General features: G+C 61.9%; 18 protein-coding genes. 11 read left to right on the top strand and 7 right to left on the bottom strand.

Annotated elements, in window-relative coordinates; genetic code table 11:
* The first annotated feature begins 62 nt into the window (after window positions 1-62).
* From ACOYR4_RS07215 to ACOYR4_RS07165, 11 genes are all read left to right on the top strand, one after another.
* On the top strand, window positions 63-1967 hold the full coding sequence (locus ACOYR4_RS07215) for a polysaccharide biosynthesis protein (protein ID WP_422849097.1): 1905 nt from the start codon (window positions 63-65) through the stop codon (window positions 1965-1967).
* Window positions 1967-3325 carry an oligosaccharide flippase family protein gene (locus tag ACOYR4_RS07210; RefSeq protein WP_422849096.1) on the top strand — a complete coding sequence of 453 codons (1359 nt, stop codon included), beginning with the start codon at window positions 1967-1969 and terminating at the stop codon, window positions 3323-3325. Before ACOYR4_RS07215 ends, ACOYR4_RS07210 begins: the two co-directional genes overlap by 1 nt.
* A gap of 212 nt (window positions 3326-3537) precedes the next feature.
* The gene (locus ACOYR4_RS07205) at window positions 3538-4461 is read left to right on the top strand and encodes a class I SAM-dependent methyltransferase (protein ID WP_422849095.1); all 924 of its coding nucleotides are present in this window, start codon (window positions 3538-3540) and stop codon (window positions 4459-4461) included.
* A gap of 17 nt (window positions 4462-4478) precedes the next feature.
* Entirely contained in the window at window positions 4479-5369 is an 891-nt protein-coding gene (locus ACOYR4_RS07200; RefSeq protein ID WP_422849094.1) for a glycosyltransferase family 2 protein, read from the top strand.
* A 36-nt stretch (window positions 5370-5405) separates the two neighbouring features.
* Complete coding sequence (locus ACOYR4_RS07195) at window positions 5406-6326, top strand: glycosyltransferase (RefSeq protein ID WP_422849093.1); 921 nt, start codon at window positions 5406-5408, stop codon at window positions 6324-6326.
* On the top strand, window positions 6323-7276 hold the full coding sequence (locus ACOYR4_RS07190) for an NAD-dependent epimerase/dehydratase family protein (protein WP_422849092.1): 954 nt from the start codon (window positions 6323-6325) through the stop codon (window positions 7274-7276). The genes ACOYR4_RS07195 and ACOYR4_RS07190 overlap by 4 nt, the downstream gene beginning before the upstream one ends.
* Window positions 7273-7833, top strand: coding sequence for a sugar transferase (locus ACOYR4_RS07185; RefSeq protein ID WP_422849091.1), 561 nt, complete (start codon window positions 7273-7275; stop codon window positions 7831-7833). Before ACOYR4_RS07190 ends, ACOYR4_RS07185 begins: the two co-directional genes overlap by 4 nt.
* Before the next feature lie 39 nt (window positions 7834-7872).
* Window positions 7873-8655 (top strand): class I SAM-dependent methyltransferase, encoded by a 783-nt coding sequence (locus ACOYR4_RS07180; RefSeq protein WP_422849090.1) that lies wholly within the window; start codon window positions 7873-7875, stop codon window positions 8653-8655.
* A 102-nt stretch (window positions 8656-8757) separates the two neighbouring features.
* Entirely contained in the window at window positions 8758-10302 is a 1545-nt protein-coding gene (gene lysS / locus ACOYR4_RS07175) for a lysine--tRNA ligase (RefSeq protein ID WP_422849089.1), read from the top strand.
* 63 nt (window positions 10303-10365) lie between these two features.
* Window positions 10366-11400: a GGDEF domain-containing response regulator gene (locus ACOYR4_RS07170; protein ID WP_015013206.1), complete on the top strand. Its 1035-nt coding sequence runs from the start codon at window positions 10366-10368 to the stop codon at window positions 11398-11400.
* A 62-nt stretch (window positions 11401-11462) separates the two neighbouring features.
* Entirely contained in the window at window positions 11463-12131 is a 669-nt protein-coding gene (locus ACOYR4_RS07165) for a mechanosensitive ion channel family protein (protein ID WP_291441529.1), read from the top strand.
* Window positions 12132-12191: 60 nt separating this feature from the next.
* On the opposite strand, the gene nagZ is transcribed toward ACOYR4_RS07165, so the two are convergent.
* The 7 genes from nagZ to ACOYR4_RS07130 form a co-directional block, all read right to left on the bottom strand.
* Window positions 12192-13283: a beta-N-acetylhexosaminidase gene (nagZ, locus tag ACOYR4_RS07160; RefSeq protein WP_295940502.1), complete on the bottom strand. Its 1092-nt coding sequence runs from the start codon at window positions 13281-13283 to the stop codon at window positions 12192-12194.
* A gap of 63 nt (window positions 13284-13346) precedes the next feature.
* Window positions 13347-13754, bottom strand: a complete 408-nt coding sequence (gene acpS / locus ACOYR4_RS07155) for a holo-ACP synthase (protein WP_422849088.1) — start codon at window positions 13752-13754, stop codon at window positions 13347-13349.
* A gap of 58 nt (window positions 13755-13812) precedes the next feature.
* Window positions 13813-14595, bottom strand: a complete 783-nt coding sequence (locus ACOYR4_RS07150) for a pyridoxine 5'-phosphate synthase (protein ID WP_422849087.1) — start codon at window positions 14593-14595, stop codon at window positions 13813-13815.
* Window positions 14592-15356, bottom strand: a complete 765-nt coding sequence (gene recO / locus ACOYR4_RS07145; RefSeq protein ID WP_422849086.1) for a DNA repair protein RecO — start codon at window positions 15354-15356, stop codon at window positions 14592-14594. Before recO ends, ACOYR4_RS07150 begins: the two co-directional genes overlap by 4 nt.
* A gap of 92 nt (window positions 15357-15448) precedes the next feature.
* Entirely contained in the window at window positions 15449-16453 is a 1005-nt protein-coding gene (gene era / locus ACOYR4_RS07140) for a GTPase Era (protein WP_422849085.1), read from the bottom strand.
* Window positions 16450-17133 carry a ribonuclease III gene (gene rnc / locus ACOYR4_RS07135; protein ID WP_015013199.1) on the bottom strand — a complete coding sequence of 228 codons (684 nt, stop codon included), beginning with the start codon at window positions 17131-17133 and terminating at the stop codon, window positions 16450-16452. Before rnc ends, era begins: the two co-directional genes overlap by 4 nt.
* A complete protein-coding gene (locus ACOYR4_RS07130; protein WP_422849084.1) occupies window positions 17134-17496 on the bottom strand; it encodes a DUF4845 domain-containing protein in 363 nt (120 codons plus the stop codon).
* Window positions 17497-17532: the final 36 nt, after the last annotated feature.

Genomic DNA, 17532 nt, shown 5'->3' with positions numbered 1-17532 from the left:
TGCGCATGCCCCCCATTGCCAATCCTCCCGCCCCGTCATCTCCAAGGGCATTGAATACGCCCATGCTGAGCACTATCCTGTCGTGGCCACGATCTACCAAGCGGCTTTTTGTGGTCAGCCTGGACCTGTGCACGGGTCTGATTGCCATGTGGCTGGCTTTTACCCTGCGGCTGGACACACCGCATTGGCCCACCGGGCTGCAATGGTTAGTTTATGGCCTGGGCCCCGCACTGGCGCTGCCCATATTCATCCGCGCGGGCTTGTACCGGGCCATCTTTCGCTACAACGGCATTGCAGCACTCATCACCACGGGTAAGGCGGTTGCGCTGTATGGCGGCCTGCTATTCAGCATCTTGCTCATAGCGCAATGGGAGGGGGTACCACGCAGCGTTGGCGCGCTGCAACCGCTGATCCTGCTCCTGATGGTGGGATCGAACCGAGCGCTGGGCTGGTTCTGGCTGGCGGGTCGACCGCGCAACGCCACCCATCGATTGCTGATTTATGGAGCTGGCAGTGCAGGCGCGCAAACAGCCGCTGCCATGCAGAACATGCGGCAGTACCAGCTGATGGGTTTTGTGGACGATGATCCCCGAAAGACCGGCAGCACCATCAACGGCGTGCGCGTGTACAACCCCAGCCACCTGCCCGAGTTGATCGAGCGGCTCAAGGTCACTGACGTGCTGCTGGCCTTGCCCAGCACCACACGCCAGCGCAGGCACCAGATCATTGAAAACCTCGGCGGCGCCGCAGTGCGCGTGCGTACCCTGCCTGGCTTGTCCGATCTGGCCAGTGGTCGGGTCACCATGACGGACTTCCAGGAGCTGGATATCGAAGACCTGCTGGGCCGCGAACCCGTCGCTCCCGATCCGGAACTGCTGGGGAAGAACATCCGCGGCAAGGTGGTCCTGATCACCGGCGCGGGCGGCAGCATCGGCAGCGAGCTATGCCGGCAAATCGCAGCGCAAGCGCCTGGACGCCTGGTACTGCTGGACCACAGTGAATACGCGCTCTACAGCATTCACCATGAGCTCAGCACCCTGCAAGCCAAAGGCCTGCTGGACTGCGAGTTGCTTCCCATCCTTGCCAACGTCCGTGACGAGGCCTGGGTCACCCGTCTGTGCGAGGAATACCGGCCGCACACGATATACCACGCCGCCGCCTACAAGCACGTGCCCATGGTGGAGGCCAACCCCGGCGAAGGCGTGCTGAACAACGTATTTGGCACCCTTAACATGGTCCGGGCCGCCATCGCCGCCGACGTGCAGGACTTTGTGCTGATCTCCACCGACAAGGCCGTACGCCCCACCAACGTGATGGGCGCCACCAAGCGCGTTGCCGAGATGATTCTGCAAGCCGTGGCGGCAGCTGACACCCACCCCTTCGCCACCGATGCAGCGACGGCCGCGACACCCTGGGCCAGTCCCACCCGCTTTTCCATGGTGCGATTCGGCAACGTGCTCGGTTCCAGCGGTAGCGTGATCCCCCTGTTTCGCCGCCAGATAGCAGTCGGCGGCCCCGTTACCGTAACGCACCCCGAAGTGACACGCTACTTCATGACCATCCCGGAGGCAGCCCAACTCGTGCTGCAGGCCGGCGCCATGGCGGAGGGTGGAGATGTGTTTTTACTGGACATGGGCACGCCCATCAAAATTTTGGAGATTGCCCGGCGAATGGTCACGCTATCGGGGCTCCGCGTGCGAGATCAGTCCCAAGCCGCGGCAGACATCGACCTGGTATTCACGGGGCTGCGCCCAGGAGAAAAGTTACACGAAGAGTTGCTGATCGGGGAAAACGCCCAACCCACAGAGCATCATCGGATACTGCGGGCGCGCGAGGAACATCTGTGCTGGGAGGCCCTGCAGCCTCAGCTCCAAGAGGTGAAAACCGTCATCCAGAATCGACACACATCGGCCCTCAAATCACTGTTGCGCCGACTGGTTCCGGGCTATGTCCCGGAAGGCAGCTGATGCGCGACCGGAATCATCTTTTCAACATCATTTCGAATGTCACTGGGATGGTGTTGCCCATGCTGGTGGGCGTGCTAACGGTTCCCGGCCTGCTTCAGCGTTTGGGCCACGAGCAGTTTGGCGTGCTTGCGTTGGGCTGGGTGCTGGTGGGCTATTTCGGGTTTCTCGATCTCGGTATGGGGCGTGCGCTCACGCAATACCTGGCTTCGGCTGACCGGACAGGCACCTCCCGCCAGGAACAAGCGACGGTGGCCTATGCGGCGCGGCTCCTGCTGGGTGGCTTGTCTCTGTTGTTGGCACTGTTGCTTTGGGTGGTGCTGCCGTGGCTGGTCGGTTTTGTCCAGATGCCCGCAGATCTGCAGGCACAAACGCGTGCCACCGTCCCGCTGCTGGTAATGGCCGTCCCACTGACCATGTGGTTTTCGTGCAGCGCTGGCGTGCTCGAGGCACGCAGCCGATTTGGCGCAGTCAATAGCGTACGCATTCCTACGGGCGTAGGAAACTTTGTCGCGCCTTGGCTGGTATCGCTGTTCACTGCGGATTTGAACGGGGTTATAGGCAGCCTGTTGGCGGTGCGGTTGGCCGGGGCACTGGGCATGGCATGGTGGGCAAGGCCCGAATTCACCAACCCCGCATCTCACTGGCCCACCGAAGGCATACGGCGACTGCTGCGCTTTGGTGGCTGGATGACAGTAAGCAATCTGGTCGGTCCGTTGATGACGTACTTCGACCGCTTCGCCCTTGCAGCATGGGTCACTATGACTGCCGTGACGCATTACACCGTGCCTTTTGATGTCATTTCACGCCTGCCCATGGTGCCCCTGGCGATCATGGGCGTGCTGTTGCCGCTGCTCGCACAGGTCAGCCACGCCACAAACAGCACCAGCGCGCCACTTTACGCCACCATCAAACGCACCGTGAACTTGCTGCTTGTATGCTGGATTCCAGGGATGGTGCTGGTGGCGTGGGTGGGACCGCATTTGCTGGAGTGGTGGGTAGGCGCCGACATGGCCGCTGCCAGCACTACCATTTGGCGCTGGCTGGCAGTGGGTGTGCTGATCAATGGACTGGCGCACCTGCCATTCACCTTGCTGCAAAGCATGGGGCGAACCAACATCATCGCCAAGATTCACCTGGCGGAACTGCTGCCTTACTGCGTCGGCCTGTGGTGGGCACTGACCCACTACGGAGTGGTCGGAGGTGCTGTGTTGTGGTCTTTGCGTATTAGCGTGGATACAGCACTGCTATTTGCCAGCGCCTTCCGGCTCTTTCCTGTTTGGCGTCGCATTTTTGTCAGCCTTACCCTTTGGGGAGGGGTGGGGACGTTAGCCACTCTCTGGATCGCAATCACTGCCTGATCGCCCAATCACCGTTTAGAACGTCGCATTCGCTTATTCGAACGCCCATGACAACCCTACAGAAACCCGCAAGTCTTGCTGCAAGTACGGCATGGGACCCGACTGAACTCGAAACGCTCGGGCACTGCCCCATTTGCCAGAGCACAGCCCGGAAGGTAGTTCACAAAGACCTGACGGACACTCTGTTTGGATGCGCGCCAGGGCATTGGACTATGCACGTCTGCGACGCCTGTGACACCGCTTACCTTGACCCCCGCCCCACCGTCGAATCCATTGGCAAGGCCTACGCCCAGTACTGCACCCACCCAGAGGCAGCCAACAAAACCCCTGGCCACGAGATTCCGGACCGCGACAGTGCGCTGCGGACCTTCGCACGCGCCCTGTTCAACGGCTACCGCAATACCCGCTGGCAAATGACCATCGCCCCTAGCAACCCTTGGGGGTGTTACGTCGTGCCCCTGATCCCCCTCGTGCGATCCTTGGTTGCGCAGCAAATGCGCCACATGCCACCGCACCCAGTGGGGCGACAAGGGCGTCTGCTGGATGTGGGTTGCGGCAATGGCGCATTCCTCAAGCTAGCACAAAAGGCAGGATGGTCCGTGCATGGCATTGACTTTGATCCGATTGCCGTGGCCGAGGCCCGCGAAGGAGGACTGGATATTTTCCTCGGTGACATCGACCAATTGGCAGCACAAGAGCAAACCTACGACTGGATTACCTGCAGCCATGTTTTGGAACACGTTCATCACCCGCAAAAATTGCTGAAATCCATGCAACGCTTGCTCCGCCCTGGCGGCACCCTCTGGCTGCAAACACCGAATATCGACAGCATCGGTCACCGAACGTATGGCACAAGCTGGATTGGTGCCGACCCACCGCGCCATCTGACTCTCTTGAATTTGCCGACCCTTCGTCAAACGTTTGAAAGTTCAGGTTTCAAAGCAAGCTTCTGTCGCCTGCCGGTGCTCTCGGCAATGGCTGTATACGCCGCCAGCAGCGCTTTGCGCAGCGGCGAAGCAAATGCCATAGCGCTTCCCCATTCACGCATTTTGAGGTTTCGCTTTTTGCTTCTGGCTATTGCCCAAAACTGGAGCTTGCGCCACGCTGAATTTCACACCGTCATTGCCACACGTTAAGCCAGCTCCGCCTAGCCATGTCTGAATACAAAGTTTTCTGCATCATCGTCACCTACCGCCCTGATGCAGAACACTTGCAGCGTGTGCTGGCCAGCATCACGCGGCAAACACCTCATATCGTCTTGGTGGACAACACCCCCGGCCAGCACGAGGCCCTCGCGGTGCCAGAGGGCGTGCAGCGCGTCACCTTGGGCGACAACATAGGCATTGCTGCGGCGCAAAACATCGGCATACGCGCCGCGCTGGAGCAGGGTGCCGACGCAGTTTGGCTCAGCGACCAAGACACCGTTTATCCCCCTCAATTTTTGACCGACATGCTGGCCGCTCTGCAGACCTGTCATGCCCAAGGCATTCGGCTGGGCGCCCTGGCGCCGTCTTACTTCGACACCAACAAGGGCACGGTGCAGGCATTTGTCAGGCACGCGCCATTCACGCAATTCTTCCTGCCCCAGCCCGGATTACATCCGGTGTCCCATGCCATTGCCTCCGGTACGCTGATACCTGCCTGCGCGTTGCAGGAAATCGGGCACATGCAAGAGAACCTGTTCATTGATTGGGTCGATCTGGAATGGTGCTGGCGGGCTAAAAATCTGCACGGCTACCGCACCTTTTGCACAGGCGATGTGGTGATTGAACACACCATGGGGGATAGCTCTGTTTATTTTCGCGGCAAGAAGGTGAGCATTCGCACCCCCATACGCCACTATTACATGGTTCGTAACGCCATCCACATAGCACTACACTCCCAATCGGCCACCACGCCCATTCGTTTTGAGGTCTTCGTCAAGGCACTGGCCTGGACGCTCGTCTTTCCCCTCATTGCCCCCAGCGACAAGCGCCAGCATCTGCGTGCCACCTTGGCAGGGCTCTGGGATGGCCTCTGCAATCGCATGGGCCAAAAGGCCTAGTCTGACGACCCAAGCCCTGTGACACCGCCCACCCGTATGCCCCGCGTGCTCGTCGTCCTGGCAGCATTTAATGGCATCAAGTTTTTGCCCGCGCAACTGGAATCTATCCTTTGCCAACAAGACGTTGCTGTACAGGTGGCGATCAGCGTCGACCGTTCCATCGATGGCACACAAGCCTGGGCCGAGGAGACTGCGCAGCGAGACCCCCGGGTTTCCGTTTTACCTTCAGGACAGGTCTTTGGAGGGGCGGCGCCGAATTTCTTTCGCCTGATCGACGAGGTCGATCTGACGGGGTTTGATTGCCTGGCTCTCGCCGACCAGGACGACCTGTGGTACCCAGACAAACTTGCCCGCGCCTGTCAGCAAATGCAGCACACGGGTGCTGTGGGTTACTCCAGCAACGTCACAGCTTTCTGGCCGAGCGGCCGAGAGCGCCTGATTGACAAGGCCCAACCGCAGCAGCCGTGGGATTTTTTGTTTGAAGGCCCCGGGCCAGGCTGCACTTTTGTCTTGAAGCAGCCACTGGCACTGGCGCTACAAGCTTGGGTACGCACCCATGCCGAGCAATTGCAGCCGGTGGGTTTTCATGACTGGCTGATCTATGCCTGGGCGCGCGCACAAGGTTATGCATGGACGATAGACGCACACCCACACATGCTCTATCGCCAACACGCAGACAACCAGATCGGCGCGAATGCAGGGCTGCGTCCACTCCTGCTGCGGATACGGCGTGTCGCTGATGGCTGGGGGCTGGGCCAGGCCAGCCTCATCGCTCGTCTGACCGGATTGGAGACACACCCTTTTGTAGCCCCCTGGTGCCAGGGGCAGCGGCTCGGTTTGCTACGCCTGGCGTTTCGTGCAGGCCAATGCAGGCGGCGGCGCCGTGATCAGGTACTCTTTATGCTGTCGTGCCTTTGGATGGCTTTTTTCTTGCCCAACCGTGGACATGTCGCATGAAAACTTGCCTGATCACTGGCGCATCCGGGTTTGTAGGAAGGCATCTGGCCACCGCACTCCAGCAGTCCCCAGACCCCTGGCTGTTGCGATTGGTGGCGCGAGACACCGACAGGCTGCAGGATCGGGACGGAGTGACACGCCACGCCATCAGCACTATCGACGGCAACACTGAATGGCCCTGCCTGCAAGGCACCGATGTGGTGGTGCACGCCGCCGCCCGAGTGCATGTGATGCAAGACACTGCAAGCGACGCATGGGCGCAGTACCAGCGCGTCAACGCAGACGGCACGCTGCGGCTGGCACAACGGGCGGCAGACGCTGGCGTGCAGCGCTTTATCTTTCTGAGCACTATTGGCGTCCACGGCACAGGGCAGGAGCGGCCCTACAACGAATCCGACAACCCCGTACCCAACAGCCCCTATGCCCAGTCCAAGCTGGACGCCGAAATCGGCTTGCGGTCGCTGGCTGCGCACAGTGGCATGGAGGTGGTGGTGATTCGCCCCCCGCTCGTGTATGGCCCAGGCGCACCAGGCAACTTTGCCCGGCTCGCGGCCATGGTGCAGCGTGGTGTCCCCTTGCCGCTAGGCGGCGTACGTAATTTACGCAGCCTTCTCGCCATTGACAATCTTGTGAGCTTCATACAATGCTGCATGACTCACCCGGCAGCGGCAAATCAAACATTTTTGGTCAGCGACGGCCAGGATCTATCAACTCCAGACATCATCCGCGGCATGGGTGCTGCTCTAAACCGGCCGGTGCACTTCCTTCCCTGTCCGCCGACGCTCCTGCGATGGGGTATGGCCTGCCTCGGCAAGCATGCCATGCATCGCCAGCTCACATCAACGCTACGGGCAGATATCCGCAAGGCCCGCACCATGCTCACTTGGGAGCCGCCCATACCGGTGAGTACGGCACTCATCAAAGCACTATCGCCCCACCAACCCAGATGAAACGATTGATAGACTTGCTGTTGGCAGCCGTGGCAAGCGTGCTGCTAGCTCTGCCACTTTTGATCATTGCGCTATGGATACGGCTGACATCGCCCGGCCCTGCACTCCACTGGTCGCAGCGGGTAGGTCGCAACAACCGCCTGTTCGCCATGCCCAAGTTCCGCAGCATGCGGATCGACACGCCCGAGGTAGCCACCCACTTATTGGAGAACCCCGCACAATGGCTCATCCCCATCGGGAGTTTTTTGCGCCGCAACAGCCTCGATGAATTGCCCCAGCTCTGGAGCATTCTGCGTGGCGATATGAGCCTGGTCGGCCCCCGGCCCGCCCTGCACAACCAGCACGACCTGATCGCACAGCGCACACAGGCAGGCGTACACATGCTGCGTCCCGGCCTGACCGGCTGGGCGCAAATCAATGGACGCGATGAGTTGCCCATCGCTCAAAAAGTGGCGCTGGATGCTTGGTATCTGGAACACCGCTCGCTTGCGCTCGATGTGCGCATCCTGCTGCGCACGGTGCTGAAGGTATTGCGACGTGACGGCGTAAGCCACTGAACCGCAACGAAACACTTCCAACGACGCTCGGATCACAACATGCATGTCGCCATCAAAAAGGCCGTTCGTACCATTCTTCCCAAGAAGGTTGTGGAGGCACTCATCTATCTCAAGCACTCCCGTTCCAGGCTGCCCAACCACGAGACCTATGCAGCCTGCGTTGCCGGCAAAAAGGGGCTTGAAATTGGGGGCCCGAGCATGCTGTTCAAAACCACGCTACCCCTCTACCAAAGGATCAAAGATCTGGATGGAGTGAACTTCTCGACCCATACCGCTTGGGAGGGCAGCATCAAGGCCGGGCGCCACTTCAATTTCATTGGGTCCAAGAAGGGGATGCAGTTCATCGCAGAAGCTTCCGACTTGACAGCCATCCAAGATCATTCATACGAGTTTCTTCTCTCGTCCAATTGCCTTGAGCATGTTGCCAACCCTATCAAAGCATTGATGGAGTGGCAAAGAGTCATCCAGCCTGGTGGCGCACTGATTCTGGTACTGCCCAACAAAGCGGGTAATTTTGATCACAAGCGACCCACCACCCCGCTGGCCCACCTCGTGGAGGATTTCGAGAAGGGCACATCTGAACACGACCTGACGCACCTGAAGGAAATTCTGGCCCTCCATGATTTATCTATGGACCCGCCAGCAGGCACCCCGGAGCAATTCAGGACGCGCAGCCTGGACAACTTCAACAACAGAACCCTGCACCATCATGTTTTTGACCTGGATGTGATGCGAGGCATGCTGACCCATGCAGGTTTCGACGTGGTTGAGACCACGGCGACAGACACTGATTTCTTTGCATTGGCAAAAAAACCTCTATAGCCCCTTGCCATGGCATCGGACAGCGATTTGCACCGCACGGTCCGTGAAAACCTAAAATCCCGGGTTTTGGTTCAAACCACCGCCCCTTTCAGGCGGCCCTCCATGTCTGACAACAACACAACCCTCCCTCCCCAGGACGACAACCAGCTCATCGCCGAGCGCCGCGAAAAGCTCCGTGCTCTGCGCGAAGCCCAGGCCAACGGCGGTAGCGTTGCTTTCCCCAACAACTTCAAGCCCGCCCACAAGGCTGCGCAGTTGCACCTGGAACACAGCGCAGCCACCAACGAGTCGCTGGAAGCCACGCCGGTGAACGTTTCCGTGGCTGGCCGCATGATGCTCAAGCGCGTGATGGGCAAGGCCAGTTTTGCCACGATCCAGGACGGCTCGTTGGGCGAAGTCGGCGGACGCATCCAGCTTTATGTGACCCGCGACGCCGTGGGCGAAGATCTGTACGCTGCGTTCAAGCACTGGGACCTGGGCGACATCCTGGGCGCCGAGGGCACGCTGATGAAGACCAAGACCGGCGAGTTGTCGGTCAAGGTGACCAGCCTGCGCCTGCTCACCAAGAGCCTGCGACCGCTGCCGGACAAGTTCCACGGCATGGCCGACCAGGAACAGAAGTACCGCCAGCGCTATGTGGACCTGATCACCGACGAGCAGGCCCGCAAGCGCTTCGTGGCCCGCAGCAAGGCCGTGAGCGGCCTGCGCGAGTTCATGGTGAGCCATGGCTTCCTCGAAGTCGAGACGCCGATGCTGCACCCCATTCCGGGAGGCGCCAATGCCAAGCCGTTTGTCACGCACCACAACGCGCTGGAGCAGGAGATGTACCTGCGCATTGCGCCAGAGCTGTATCTCAAGCGCCTGATCGTGGGCGGCTTCGAGCGCGTGTTCGAGATCAACCGCAGCTACCGCAACGAAGGTATCTCGGTGCGCCACAACCCCGAGTTCACCATGATGGAGTTCTACGCGGCGTACTGGAACTACCTGGACCTGATGGACTTCACGGAGACGCTGATCCGCGAGGTGGCGCTCAAGGCCACAGGCTCGCTGCAGATGACGTACCAGGGCCGCGCGGTGGACCTGTCCCAGCCGTTTGCCCGCCTGACCATCCGCGAAGCCATCTTCCAGTACACCGAAGCCGGCGCCCATGTGGACGATGCCGCCTGGCTCATCAGCGCGCTGAAAAAGCTGGGCATGACGGAAGAGAAGGACAAGCTCTCCACCCGAACCCTGGCCAGCCTGCAGGTGCTGTACTTTGAAGAAACGGTGGAAGACAAGCTGTGGCAGCCCACCTTCATCATGGAGCACCCGACCGAGATCTCGCCGCTGGCACGTGCGAACGACAACCGCCCCGAGGTGACCGAGCGCTTTGAGCTGTACATCACGGGCCGCGAGTTCGGTAATGGCTTCAGCGAGCTGAACGACGCCGAAGACCAGGCCGCACGCTTCCACGCCCAGGTGGCGGCCAAGGACAGCGGCGACGACGAGGCCATGTTCTACGACCACGACTTCGTGCGCGCACTGGAATACGGCATGCCACCGACGGGGGGTTGCGGCATCGGCATTGACCGCCTCATGATGCTGCTGACAGACAGCCCCAGCATTCGCGACGTGATCCTGTTCCCTGCGCTGCGCCGCGAGTCCTGAGGCCTGGATTTGCCCTGGGGGCGGTCTTGACCGTCCTCGCCCCCGGCACCAAGGAGACACACCGTGCCCTTCAGCTCCAGCAACGCCCCCTACCCTGCCAACGAGCCCCTGCCCTCGGGCAATGCTTTTTCGGTGCTGGTGGTCGAGGACCAGGGCTCCGTGCGCGCGGCGCTGGTGGCCGAACTGCGGCGGGCGGGTGTGTCCGACATCTTCGAAGCGCCTGAAGGCCAGGCCGCGCTGCATCTGTTCAAGACACACCGGCCGGACCTGGTGTTACTGGACATCAAGCTGCCAGGCCAGGACGGCTACTGGGTAGCGCAGCAGATGCGCGAGAGCGAGGCCGGCGACTGGACACCTATCATCTTTCTGTCGGGCCTGGACAACGAACTGGATGTGTGGCGCGGCATCGAGGTGGGCGGCGACGACTACCTCGTCAAGCCGGTCAAACCCATCGTGCTGATGGCCAAGCTGCGTGCCATGCGGCGCCTGCTGGACATGCGCCGACGGCTGGTGTCGATGTCTGCCGAGCTGCATGCTGCCAACCAGCGGCTCAATGAGATGGTGGAAATCGATGCCCTCACCGGCCTCGTCAACCGCCGCGGGTTTGACCGCATCCTGCACAACGAGATCCTGGCCGCACGGCGCGACGGAACGCCGCTCACGCTGATGCTCTGCGATCTGGACCACTTCAAGCTGTTCAACGATGCCAGCGGCCACGTGCAAGGCGACGCCTGCCTGAAGGAAGTGGGCCGCCTGCTGCGCGAAGTCTGCGTGCGCCCCCGGGACGTGGCCTCGCGCTATGGCGGCGAGGAATTCGCCCTCATCCTGCCCAACACGCCCCGCTCCGGCGCGATGACGTTTGCGCGCGCGCTGGGGCAGTTGCTCAAGGTGCGCGCCATTGCGCACGCGGGCTCCCCGCTGGGCGACACGCTGACCCTGTCGGGCGGCATCACCACCTGCGTGCCCGATGACAGCACCAACGCCGAAAGCATGATCATGCGGGCCGATCAGGCGCTGTATGCCGCCAAGGCGCAGGGCCGCAACCGCTTTTTCAGTTTTGAAATGCAGATGGACACCCTGGAGCAATTACGCCATTGAGTTTCTTCCACTTTTTCTCGTTTGACGCGACCGAACGCAACGCCCGTACCGCCGTCTCCCGCATGCAAGTTCTGAAAACCCGACTGCCTGAGTGGATGCAGGACTGGCTCGAAGTCATCATCCCCGGCTCGCAAATCCTGCTGATCCTGTTCGCAGCCTGGTTGCTGCAGCGCACGCTGCGCCGTTTGGTACGCCGCGCCAGTGCGCACTACCAGCTGCCCAATGAGCTGGTGGTGCCCATCAACGGCCTCATCCGGTGGATCATCATTGCCAGCGCGCTGCTGCTGGTGCTGGAGCGCATGGGGGTATCCGCCACGGTGCTCTGGACTGCGTTCACCGGGTTTGCCACGGTGGGGGCGGTAGCGTTCTTCGCGGCCTGGAGCGTGCTGTCCAACCTGTTTTGCGCGCTGCTGATCTTCACCGTGCGGCCCTTCAAGATTGGCGACTACATCGAGGTGCTGGACACTGCTGAAAAGCCGGGCGCGAAGGGACGGGTGGTGGACATCAACCTGCTCTACACCACACTGGAAGACCACGGCGCAACATCCGGCCACGTGGCTTGGTTGCAGATTCCGAATGCGCTGGTGTTCCAGCGCGTGGTGCGCCGGTTTCAGGGGGTGCCACCGCCCCCTGCCCCACCCACACCACCGGCTACCGCCGCGGATGCTGTAGCCAACGCCTCCCCGGCCGCACCGACGCCGGTGACGCCAGGGCCTTTCAACACGCCTTAGCGGTGAAGGGGCAGCGCCGCACGGGACGGCGCCGCACCCAACGCCTCATTACCAACCAGGTCAGGGCAAAAGGTCGAGCGCCTGCAGGTAAGCAGGCTGGTACATGAGTTCGTCCCAGGCCTGCGGCAGGGTTTCGGGCAGCAGCGCCAGGCGGCGGGATTCGCTGTCCACACTCGGCTGCCAGCGGCCTTGCTGCTGGGCCTTTTCCAGGCCTTCGATGAGTTCGTCCACGGCCTTGCCATCCCCCACGCTCTGGTTGCACAACAGCACCAGGTCGCAACCTGCCTCCAGCGCCGCCACAGCGGCATCGGTGTAGCTGACCACCTGGCCGTCCAGTCGGCGGGCCCCTTCCATGCTGAGGTCGTCGCTGAAGATTGCGCCGTCAAAACGCATCTCGCGGCGCAGGATGTCTTGCAGCCAGCGCTGCGAGAATCCTGCGGGGCGGCTGTCGACCTTGGAGTAGATCACGTGGGCCGGCATCACGCTGGTGAGCGTGCTGCTGAGCCAGGGGTACGGCGCTGCATCGTCGGCCAGGATGGCCTTGAGGCTGCGCTTGTCCACGGGTACTTCGGTATGCGAGTCGGCCTTGACAAAGCCGTGACCAGGGAAATGTTTGCCGCAGTTGGCCATGCCCGCCTGCAGCAGGCCGTGCATGAGGCTCTTGGCGAGCAGCGCCACCACACGAGGGTCACGGTGGAACGAGCGGTCGCCGATCACGCCACTTTCGCCCCAGTCGAGGTCCAGCACCGGAGTGAAGCTGAAGTCCACGCCGCAGGCGCGCAGCTCCGCGCCAAGCACATAGCCCGCCGCCGTGGCTGCGTTGGTGGCGCGCAGGGCACCGCTGCCGGGCACGGCCTTGGCGCCCTTGCCGTCGTCCATCCACATCTCGCCCAGCGCGCGCATGGGCGGCAGATGGGTGAAGCCATCGGTGCGAAAGCGCTGCACGCGGCCGCCTTCGTGGTCCACACAGATCAGCAGGTCGTCGCGCACGGCCTTGATGCTGCTGGTGAGCTGCAGCAGCTGCGCGCGGTTTTCCCAGTTGCGGGCAAACAGGATGACGCCACCCGTGAGCGGGTGCGCCAGGCGGCGGCGGTCATCAGCGCTGAGGGTGGTACCAGCGACGTCGAGGATCAGAGGTGCGTGTTCAGTCATGGAAGGTTTCAAAGGGCAATTGCTACTCAATGGACAGCTATCAGCGCATATCAATCCAGCGCTTCAAGGTGATTGGGTTTGAATTTTCTCCACCACACAGAAGCTGGCGGCGTAGTCGGTCTCGTCAGTCACGCTCAGGTGCGCCTGCAGGCCCTGGGCCTCAAACCATTCCTTGAGCGCGCCGTGCAGCACGATGACGGGCTGGCCGCTGCGCAGCTTGGCGACCTCGCAGTGGCGCCAGGTCATCGGCATCCGCATGCCCAGGCCAATCGCCTTGCTGAAGGCCTCCTTGGCGGAGAACCGGGTGGCCAGGTAGCGCAAGCCCCGGTCGGGCCAGCGCGCGCTGCGTTCGCGCCAGGTGGCCAGTTCGCCATCGGCCAGCACCTTTTCTGCAAAACGGTCGCCGTGGCGGGCCAGGCCGGCCGCGATGCGGCGCACGTCGCAGATGTCGGTACCGATGCCGTAGATCATGAAATTTCAATCAAAATGGCTGCAAGCGCTAGTGTGATATGCCTCTACAGCTATCAAATCAGGAGTTTTCATCATCCACAAACCCCTGGGCAATGCAGTCCAGGTAGGCCTGTACGGTGGCCGTATAGCCCAACTCCAGCGCATCGGCGATCAGCGCATGGCCGATCGAGACCTCGAGCACGCCCGGCACTTCGCGCACAAAGGCCGCCAGGTTGTCCCGATTGAGGTCATGGCCCGCATTCACGCCCAAGCCTGCATCCAGCGCCGCCTGGGCGGCTGCAGCGTAGCGTTTCAGCTCCACCGCCTGCTGCGGCGAGCCCCAGGCGGCTGCATAGGGCTCGGTGTACAGCTCCACCCGGTCAGCGCCCACCGCCTTGGCGGCGGCCATCTGCTCTGGCACCGGGTCCATGAAGAGACTCACACGCACGCCCAGCGCCTTGCATTCGGCCACCAGAGGCGCCAGACGCTCAGCATCTTGCGGAAAGCTCCAGCCGTGGTCGCTGGTGAACTGGTCTTCACTGTCAGGCACAAAGGTGGCCTGGTGGGGGCGCACCTGGCGGATGAAGTCCATCAGGTTCTGCGAAGGGTTGCCCTCGATGTTGTATTCGCGCTCGGGCCAGGCCTTCATCAGCGTTGCCAGCTCGTACACGTCCTGGCTGCGGATATGACGCTCGTCGGGGCGAGGATGCACCGTGATGCCCTGGGCCCCCGCCTTCAGGCACAGCTCGGCCGCGCGGGTGACGCTGGGAATGCCCAGATGGCGCGTGTTGCGCAGCAGGGCCACCTTGTTGACGTTGACGGACAAAGCGGTGCGCTGGAGGGAACGGGAGGATGGGTTCATAGGGCCTGCAAGTCGATCATGAGCTGGCGGGTGCGCAGCGTCGGGCTACCGCAATGGTATTGCAGCAAGGCACGCAGCTGCGGCTTGAGTTCGGTCGCCACGGGGGCGCACGCGCGCAAGGTGGCGGTGTAGCTGGCCACATCATCCAGGCCACGCTGCAGGGCCTGCCATTGGCCGCCCGTCAGGCCTGCACGGTCTGCGGCGGACGCAGCGCGCAGACCACCTTCGGGCACCAGTGTGTAACGGGTGTCGGGCTCCAGGGGGGCGAAGGTCATGGTCTGCACATCCAGGCCGGGCAAGAGGCCAATCTCGCGCAGAAGCAGCAGCTCAAAACTGCGCAGCACCGCCTCCAGCGCATCGCCATGTTCGCTGGCCAGCACGCGCACCACGCCCGCATAGGCATCGAACAAGGCTGGGTGCGGGTCTGCCCGCGCCAGCAGGCGCAGCAGCAGTTCGTTGAGGTACATGCCCGACAGCAGGGCATCCCCCGTGGGCATCACATGCCCACCCACCCACTCCGCGCCCTTGAGCGTATGGATGTCCGCATGGCCGTCGCCCGTGAGCGTGTAGGTCACCAGCAAGGGCTGCAGCGGCAGCAGCACCGGGCGGAAGTTGGAGCTGGGCTTCTTGGCCCCTTTGGCCACCAGAGCGGTCCGCCCTTGCTGGCGGCAGAAGACCTCCAGGATCAGACTGGACTCGCTCCAGTCGTAGCTGTGCAGCACGAACGCAGGCTCATCGGAAACGCGCTTGGCTACGGCCACGGTGCTGCAGGGATGGAGGGTGGGAAAGGATCGCCTGTGACGCCTGCTGCGGTGTGCGCGAGCAGCAGGAAGGGAGCGTTAGCGTTCGGGATTCACTCGTAGCCGAAGGAGCGCACCCGGGCTTCGTCATCGGCCCAGCCGGAGCGGACCTTGACCCACAGCTCCAGGAACACCTTGGCGTCCATGAGCTTTTCCAGCTCTTGGCGGGCTTCAGTGCCAATGCGCTTGAGGCGCTCGCCCTTGTCGCCGATGACCATCATCTTGTGGTTCTCGCGCTCCACCACGATGGTGGCGGCGATCTTGACCAGGCGCTTGTGCTGCTTGCTTTTTTCCTCGTCGAACTTGTCGATCACCACGGTCGACGTGTAGGGCAGCTCGTCGCCGGTAAAGCGGAACAGCTTCTCGCGCACGGTTTCGGAGGCCAGAAACTTCTCGCTGCGGTCGGTCAGCTCATCCTCGCCATACCACCAAGGCTGCTCGGGCAGGTATTTGGCGCAAATGCCGAACAAGCGCTCGATGTCACCCTTGTTCTTGGCCGACATCGGCACAAATTCGGCGAACGGGTGACGCTCCTGCATGCTCTTGAGCCAGGGGACAAGCTCGGCACGGCGATGCACCATGTCCAGCTTGTTGGCCACCAGCAGCGTGGGGATGCCGGGCTTGAACAGCGACAGCACCTTGGCGTCGGCCAGGGTGAAATTGCCAGCCTCGACCACAAAGAGGATCAGATCCACGTCGCCAATCGCGCCCATCACGGTCTTGTTCAGCGACTTGTTGAGGGCGGTGGCGTGCCGGGTCTGGAAGCCCGGGGTGTCCACAAAAATGAACTGCGTCTGATCCAGGGTACGGATGCCCGTGATGCGGTGGCGCGTGGTCTGCGCCTTGCGCGAGGTGATGCTGATCTTCTGCCCCACGAGGGCGTTGAGCAGGGTGGACTTGCCCACGTTGGGCTTGCCCACAATGGCGATCACGCCGCAGCGTTGGCCGTGCACTGCAGCGGGAGCTCCGGCCGCAGCCAGCATGGCTTCGAGATCATCTTGCACTGGGGCGCTTTCAGCGCCGTCGTCAGCTGCTACATCTTTGGTAGCGTCATTCATAAATTTTTTGCTTTCAATGTGGCCAGCATGGCCGCAGCAGCGGCTTGTTCGCCCGCCCTGCGGGACCCGCCGATGCCACGCTCGGTCAGGCCCAGTTCGGGAATATCGCATTCGACGTCGAAGGTCTGGCGGTGAGCTGCCCCCACCGTCGCCACCACCTTGTACTGCGGCAGCTTCATTTTGCGGCCCTGGAGCCACTCCTGCAACGCGGTTTTCGCGTCCTTGGACGCTGCCTGCATCTGCGGATTGATCTCCACGCCCTGGAAAAGGCGGTGCACCAGGGCTTCTGCGCTGGCATAGCCTGCGTCCAGATACACCGCACCGATCAGGGCTTCCAATGCGTCCGCAAGGATTGAGGGCCGCTGCTGCCCGCCCGACTTAGCCTCGCCCTCGCCCAGACGCAACACCTCGGACACTTTGAGTCGCACAGCCAGTTGGTGCAGCGTGTCTTGCTTGACCAGATTGGCCCGAACGCGAGAGAGATCCCCCTCAGGCAAAGCCGACAGCCGCTGGTAAAGCAGACTGGCTACCGCCAGGTTCAAGACGGAATCGCCCAGGAATTCAAGCCGCTCGTTGTGGTCGGCCGAAAAGCTGCGGTGCGTGGTAGCGCGTTGGAGCAGCGAGGGATCAGAAAAAACATGCTGCAGGCGCCCCTGCAGCGCCAAGAGACCGGCCTGCACCTAGTTGGTCTGCGCTTCAAGGCGGTAGACCAGATAAGCTGGACCTGCCAGGGGAATTTCGCGCGAATATTTGAAAGACACGATCACCTTATCGCCGCGCTTAGTCACTTCTAGGTCAGAGCCTTTGATGGATGTGATGTCATCAATCGCTGCCGCGCGGTCGAAAGCAGCGCGCACACCGGGCACCGTCGTCTCCACTTTGGCTTTCTCGATGGCCTTCTTCGCTGCGCTGTACTCCAGAAAGATAGGCACCGACTGCCCGCCGATAGCAAACGCGGCCACAGCGATCAACCCCACAAAAATTAGTCCAAAAAACGACAACCCGCGTTGGCGCGAGCGGCTAGCGATGCGATGTGTCTTCATTAATGATCCCCTCAATATTGTTGGCAATCGCCCGTA

This window comes from Acidovorax sp. M14, assembly GCF_049331375.1.
Taxonomy (GTDB): Bacteria; Pseudomonadota; Gammaproteobacteria; order Burkholderiales; family Burkholderiaceae_C; genus Acidovorax.
Note: the sequence above shows the minus strand (reverse complement) of the source record. Positions and strands in the feature narration are given on the sequence as shown.

Coding starts and splice junctions, on each gene's coding strand:
- ACOYR4_RS07215 (WP_422849097.1), top strand. CDS start 63: ATGCTGAGCACTATCCTGTCGTGGCCACGATCTACCAAGCGGCTTTTT.
- ACOYR4_RS07210 (WP_422849096.1), top strand. CDS start 1,967: ATGCGCGACCGGAATCATCTTTTCAACATCATTTCGAATGTCACTGGG.
- ACOYR4_RS07205 (WP_422849095.1), top strand. CDS start 3,538: ATGCACGTCTGCGACGCCTGTGACACCGCTTACCTTGACCCCCGCCCC.
- ACOYR4_RS07200 (WP_422849094.1), top strand. CDS start 4,479: ATGTCTGAATACAAAGTTTTCTGCATCATCGTCACCTACCGCCCTGAT.
- ACOYR4_RS07195 (WP_422849093.1), top strand. CDS start 5,406: ATGCCCCGCGTGCTCGTCGTCCTGGCAGCATTTAATGGCATCAAGTTT.
- ACOYR4_RS07190 (WP_422849092.1), top strand. CDS start 6,323: ATGAAAACTTGCCTGATCACTGGCGCATCCGGGTTTGTAGGAAGGCAT.
- ACOYR4_RS07185 (WP_422849091.1), top strand. CDS start 7,273: ATGAAACGATTGATAGACTTGCTGTTGGCAGCCGTGGCAAGCGTGCTG.
- ACOYR4_RS07180 (WP_422849090.1), top strand. CDS start 7,873: ATGCATGTCGCCATCAAAAAGGCCGTTCGTACCATTCTTCCCAAGAAG.
- lysS (WP_422849089.1), top strand. CDS start 8,758: ATGTCTGACAACAACACAACCCTCCCTCCCCAGGACGACAACCAGCTC.
- ACOYR4_RS07165 (WP_291441529.1), top strand. CDS start 11,463: ATGCAAGTTCTGAAAACCCGACTGCCTGAGTGGATGCAGGACTGGCTC.
- nagZ (WP_295940502.1), bottom strand. CDS start 13,283: ATGACTGAACACGCACCTCTGATCCTCGACGTCGCTGGTACCACCCTC.
- acpS (WP_422849088.1), bottom strand. CDS start 13,754: ATGATCTACGGCATCGGTACCGACATCTGCGACGTGCGCCGCATCGCG.
- ACOYR4_RS07150 (WP_422849087.1), bottom strand. CDS start 14,595: ATGAACCCATCCTCCCGTTCCCTCCAGCGCACCGCTTTGTCCGTCAAC.
- era (WP_422849085.1), bottom strand. CDS start 16,453: ATGAATGACGCTACCAAAGATGTAGCAGCTGACGACGGCGCTGAAAGC.
- ACOYR4_RS07130 (WP_422849084.1), bottom strand. CDS start 17,496: ATGAAGACACATCGCATCGCTAGCCGCTCGCGCCAACGCGGGTTGTCG.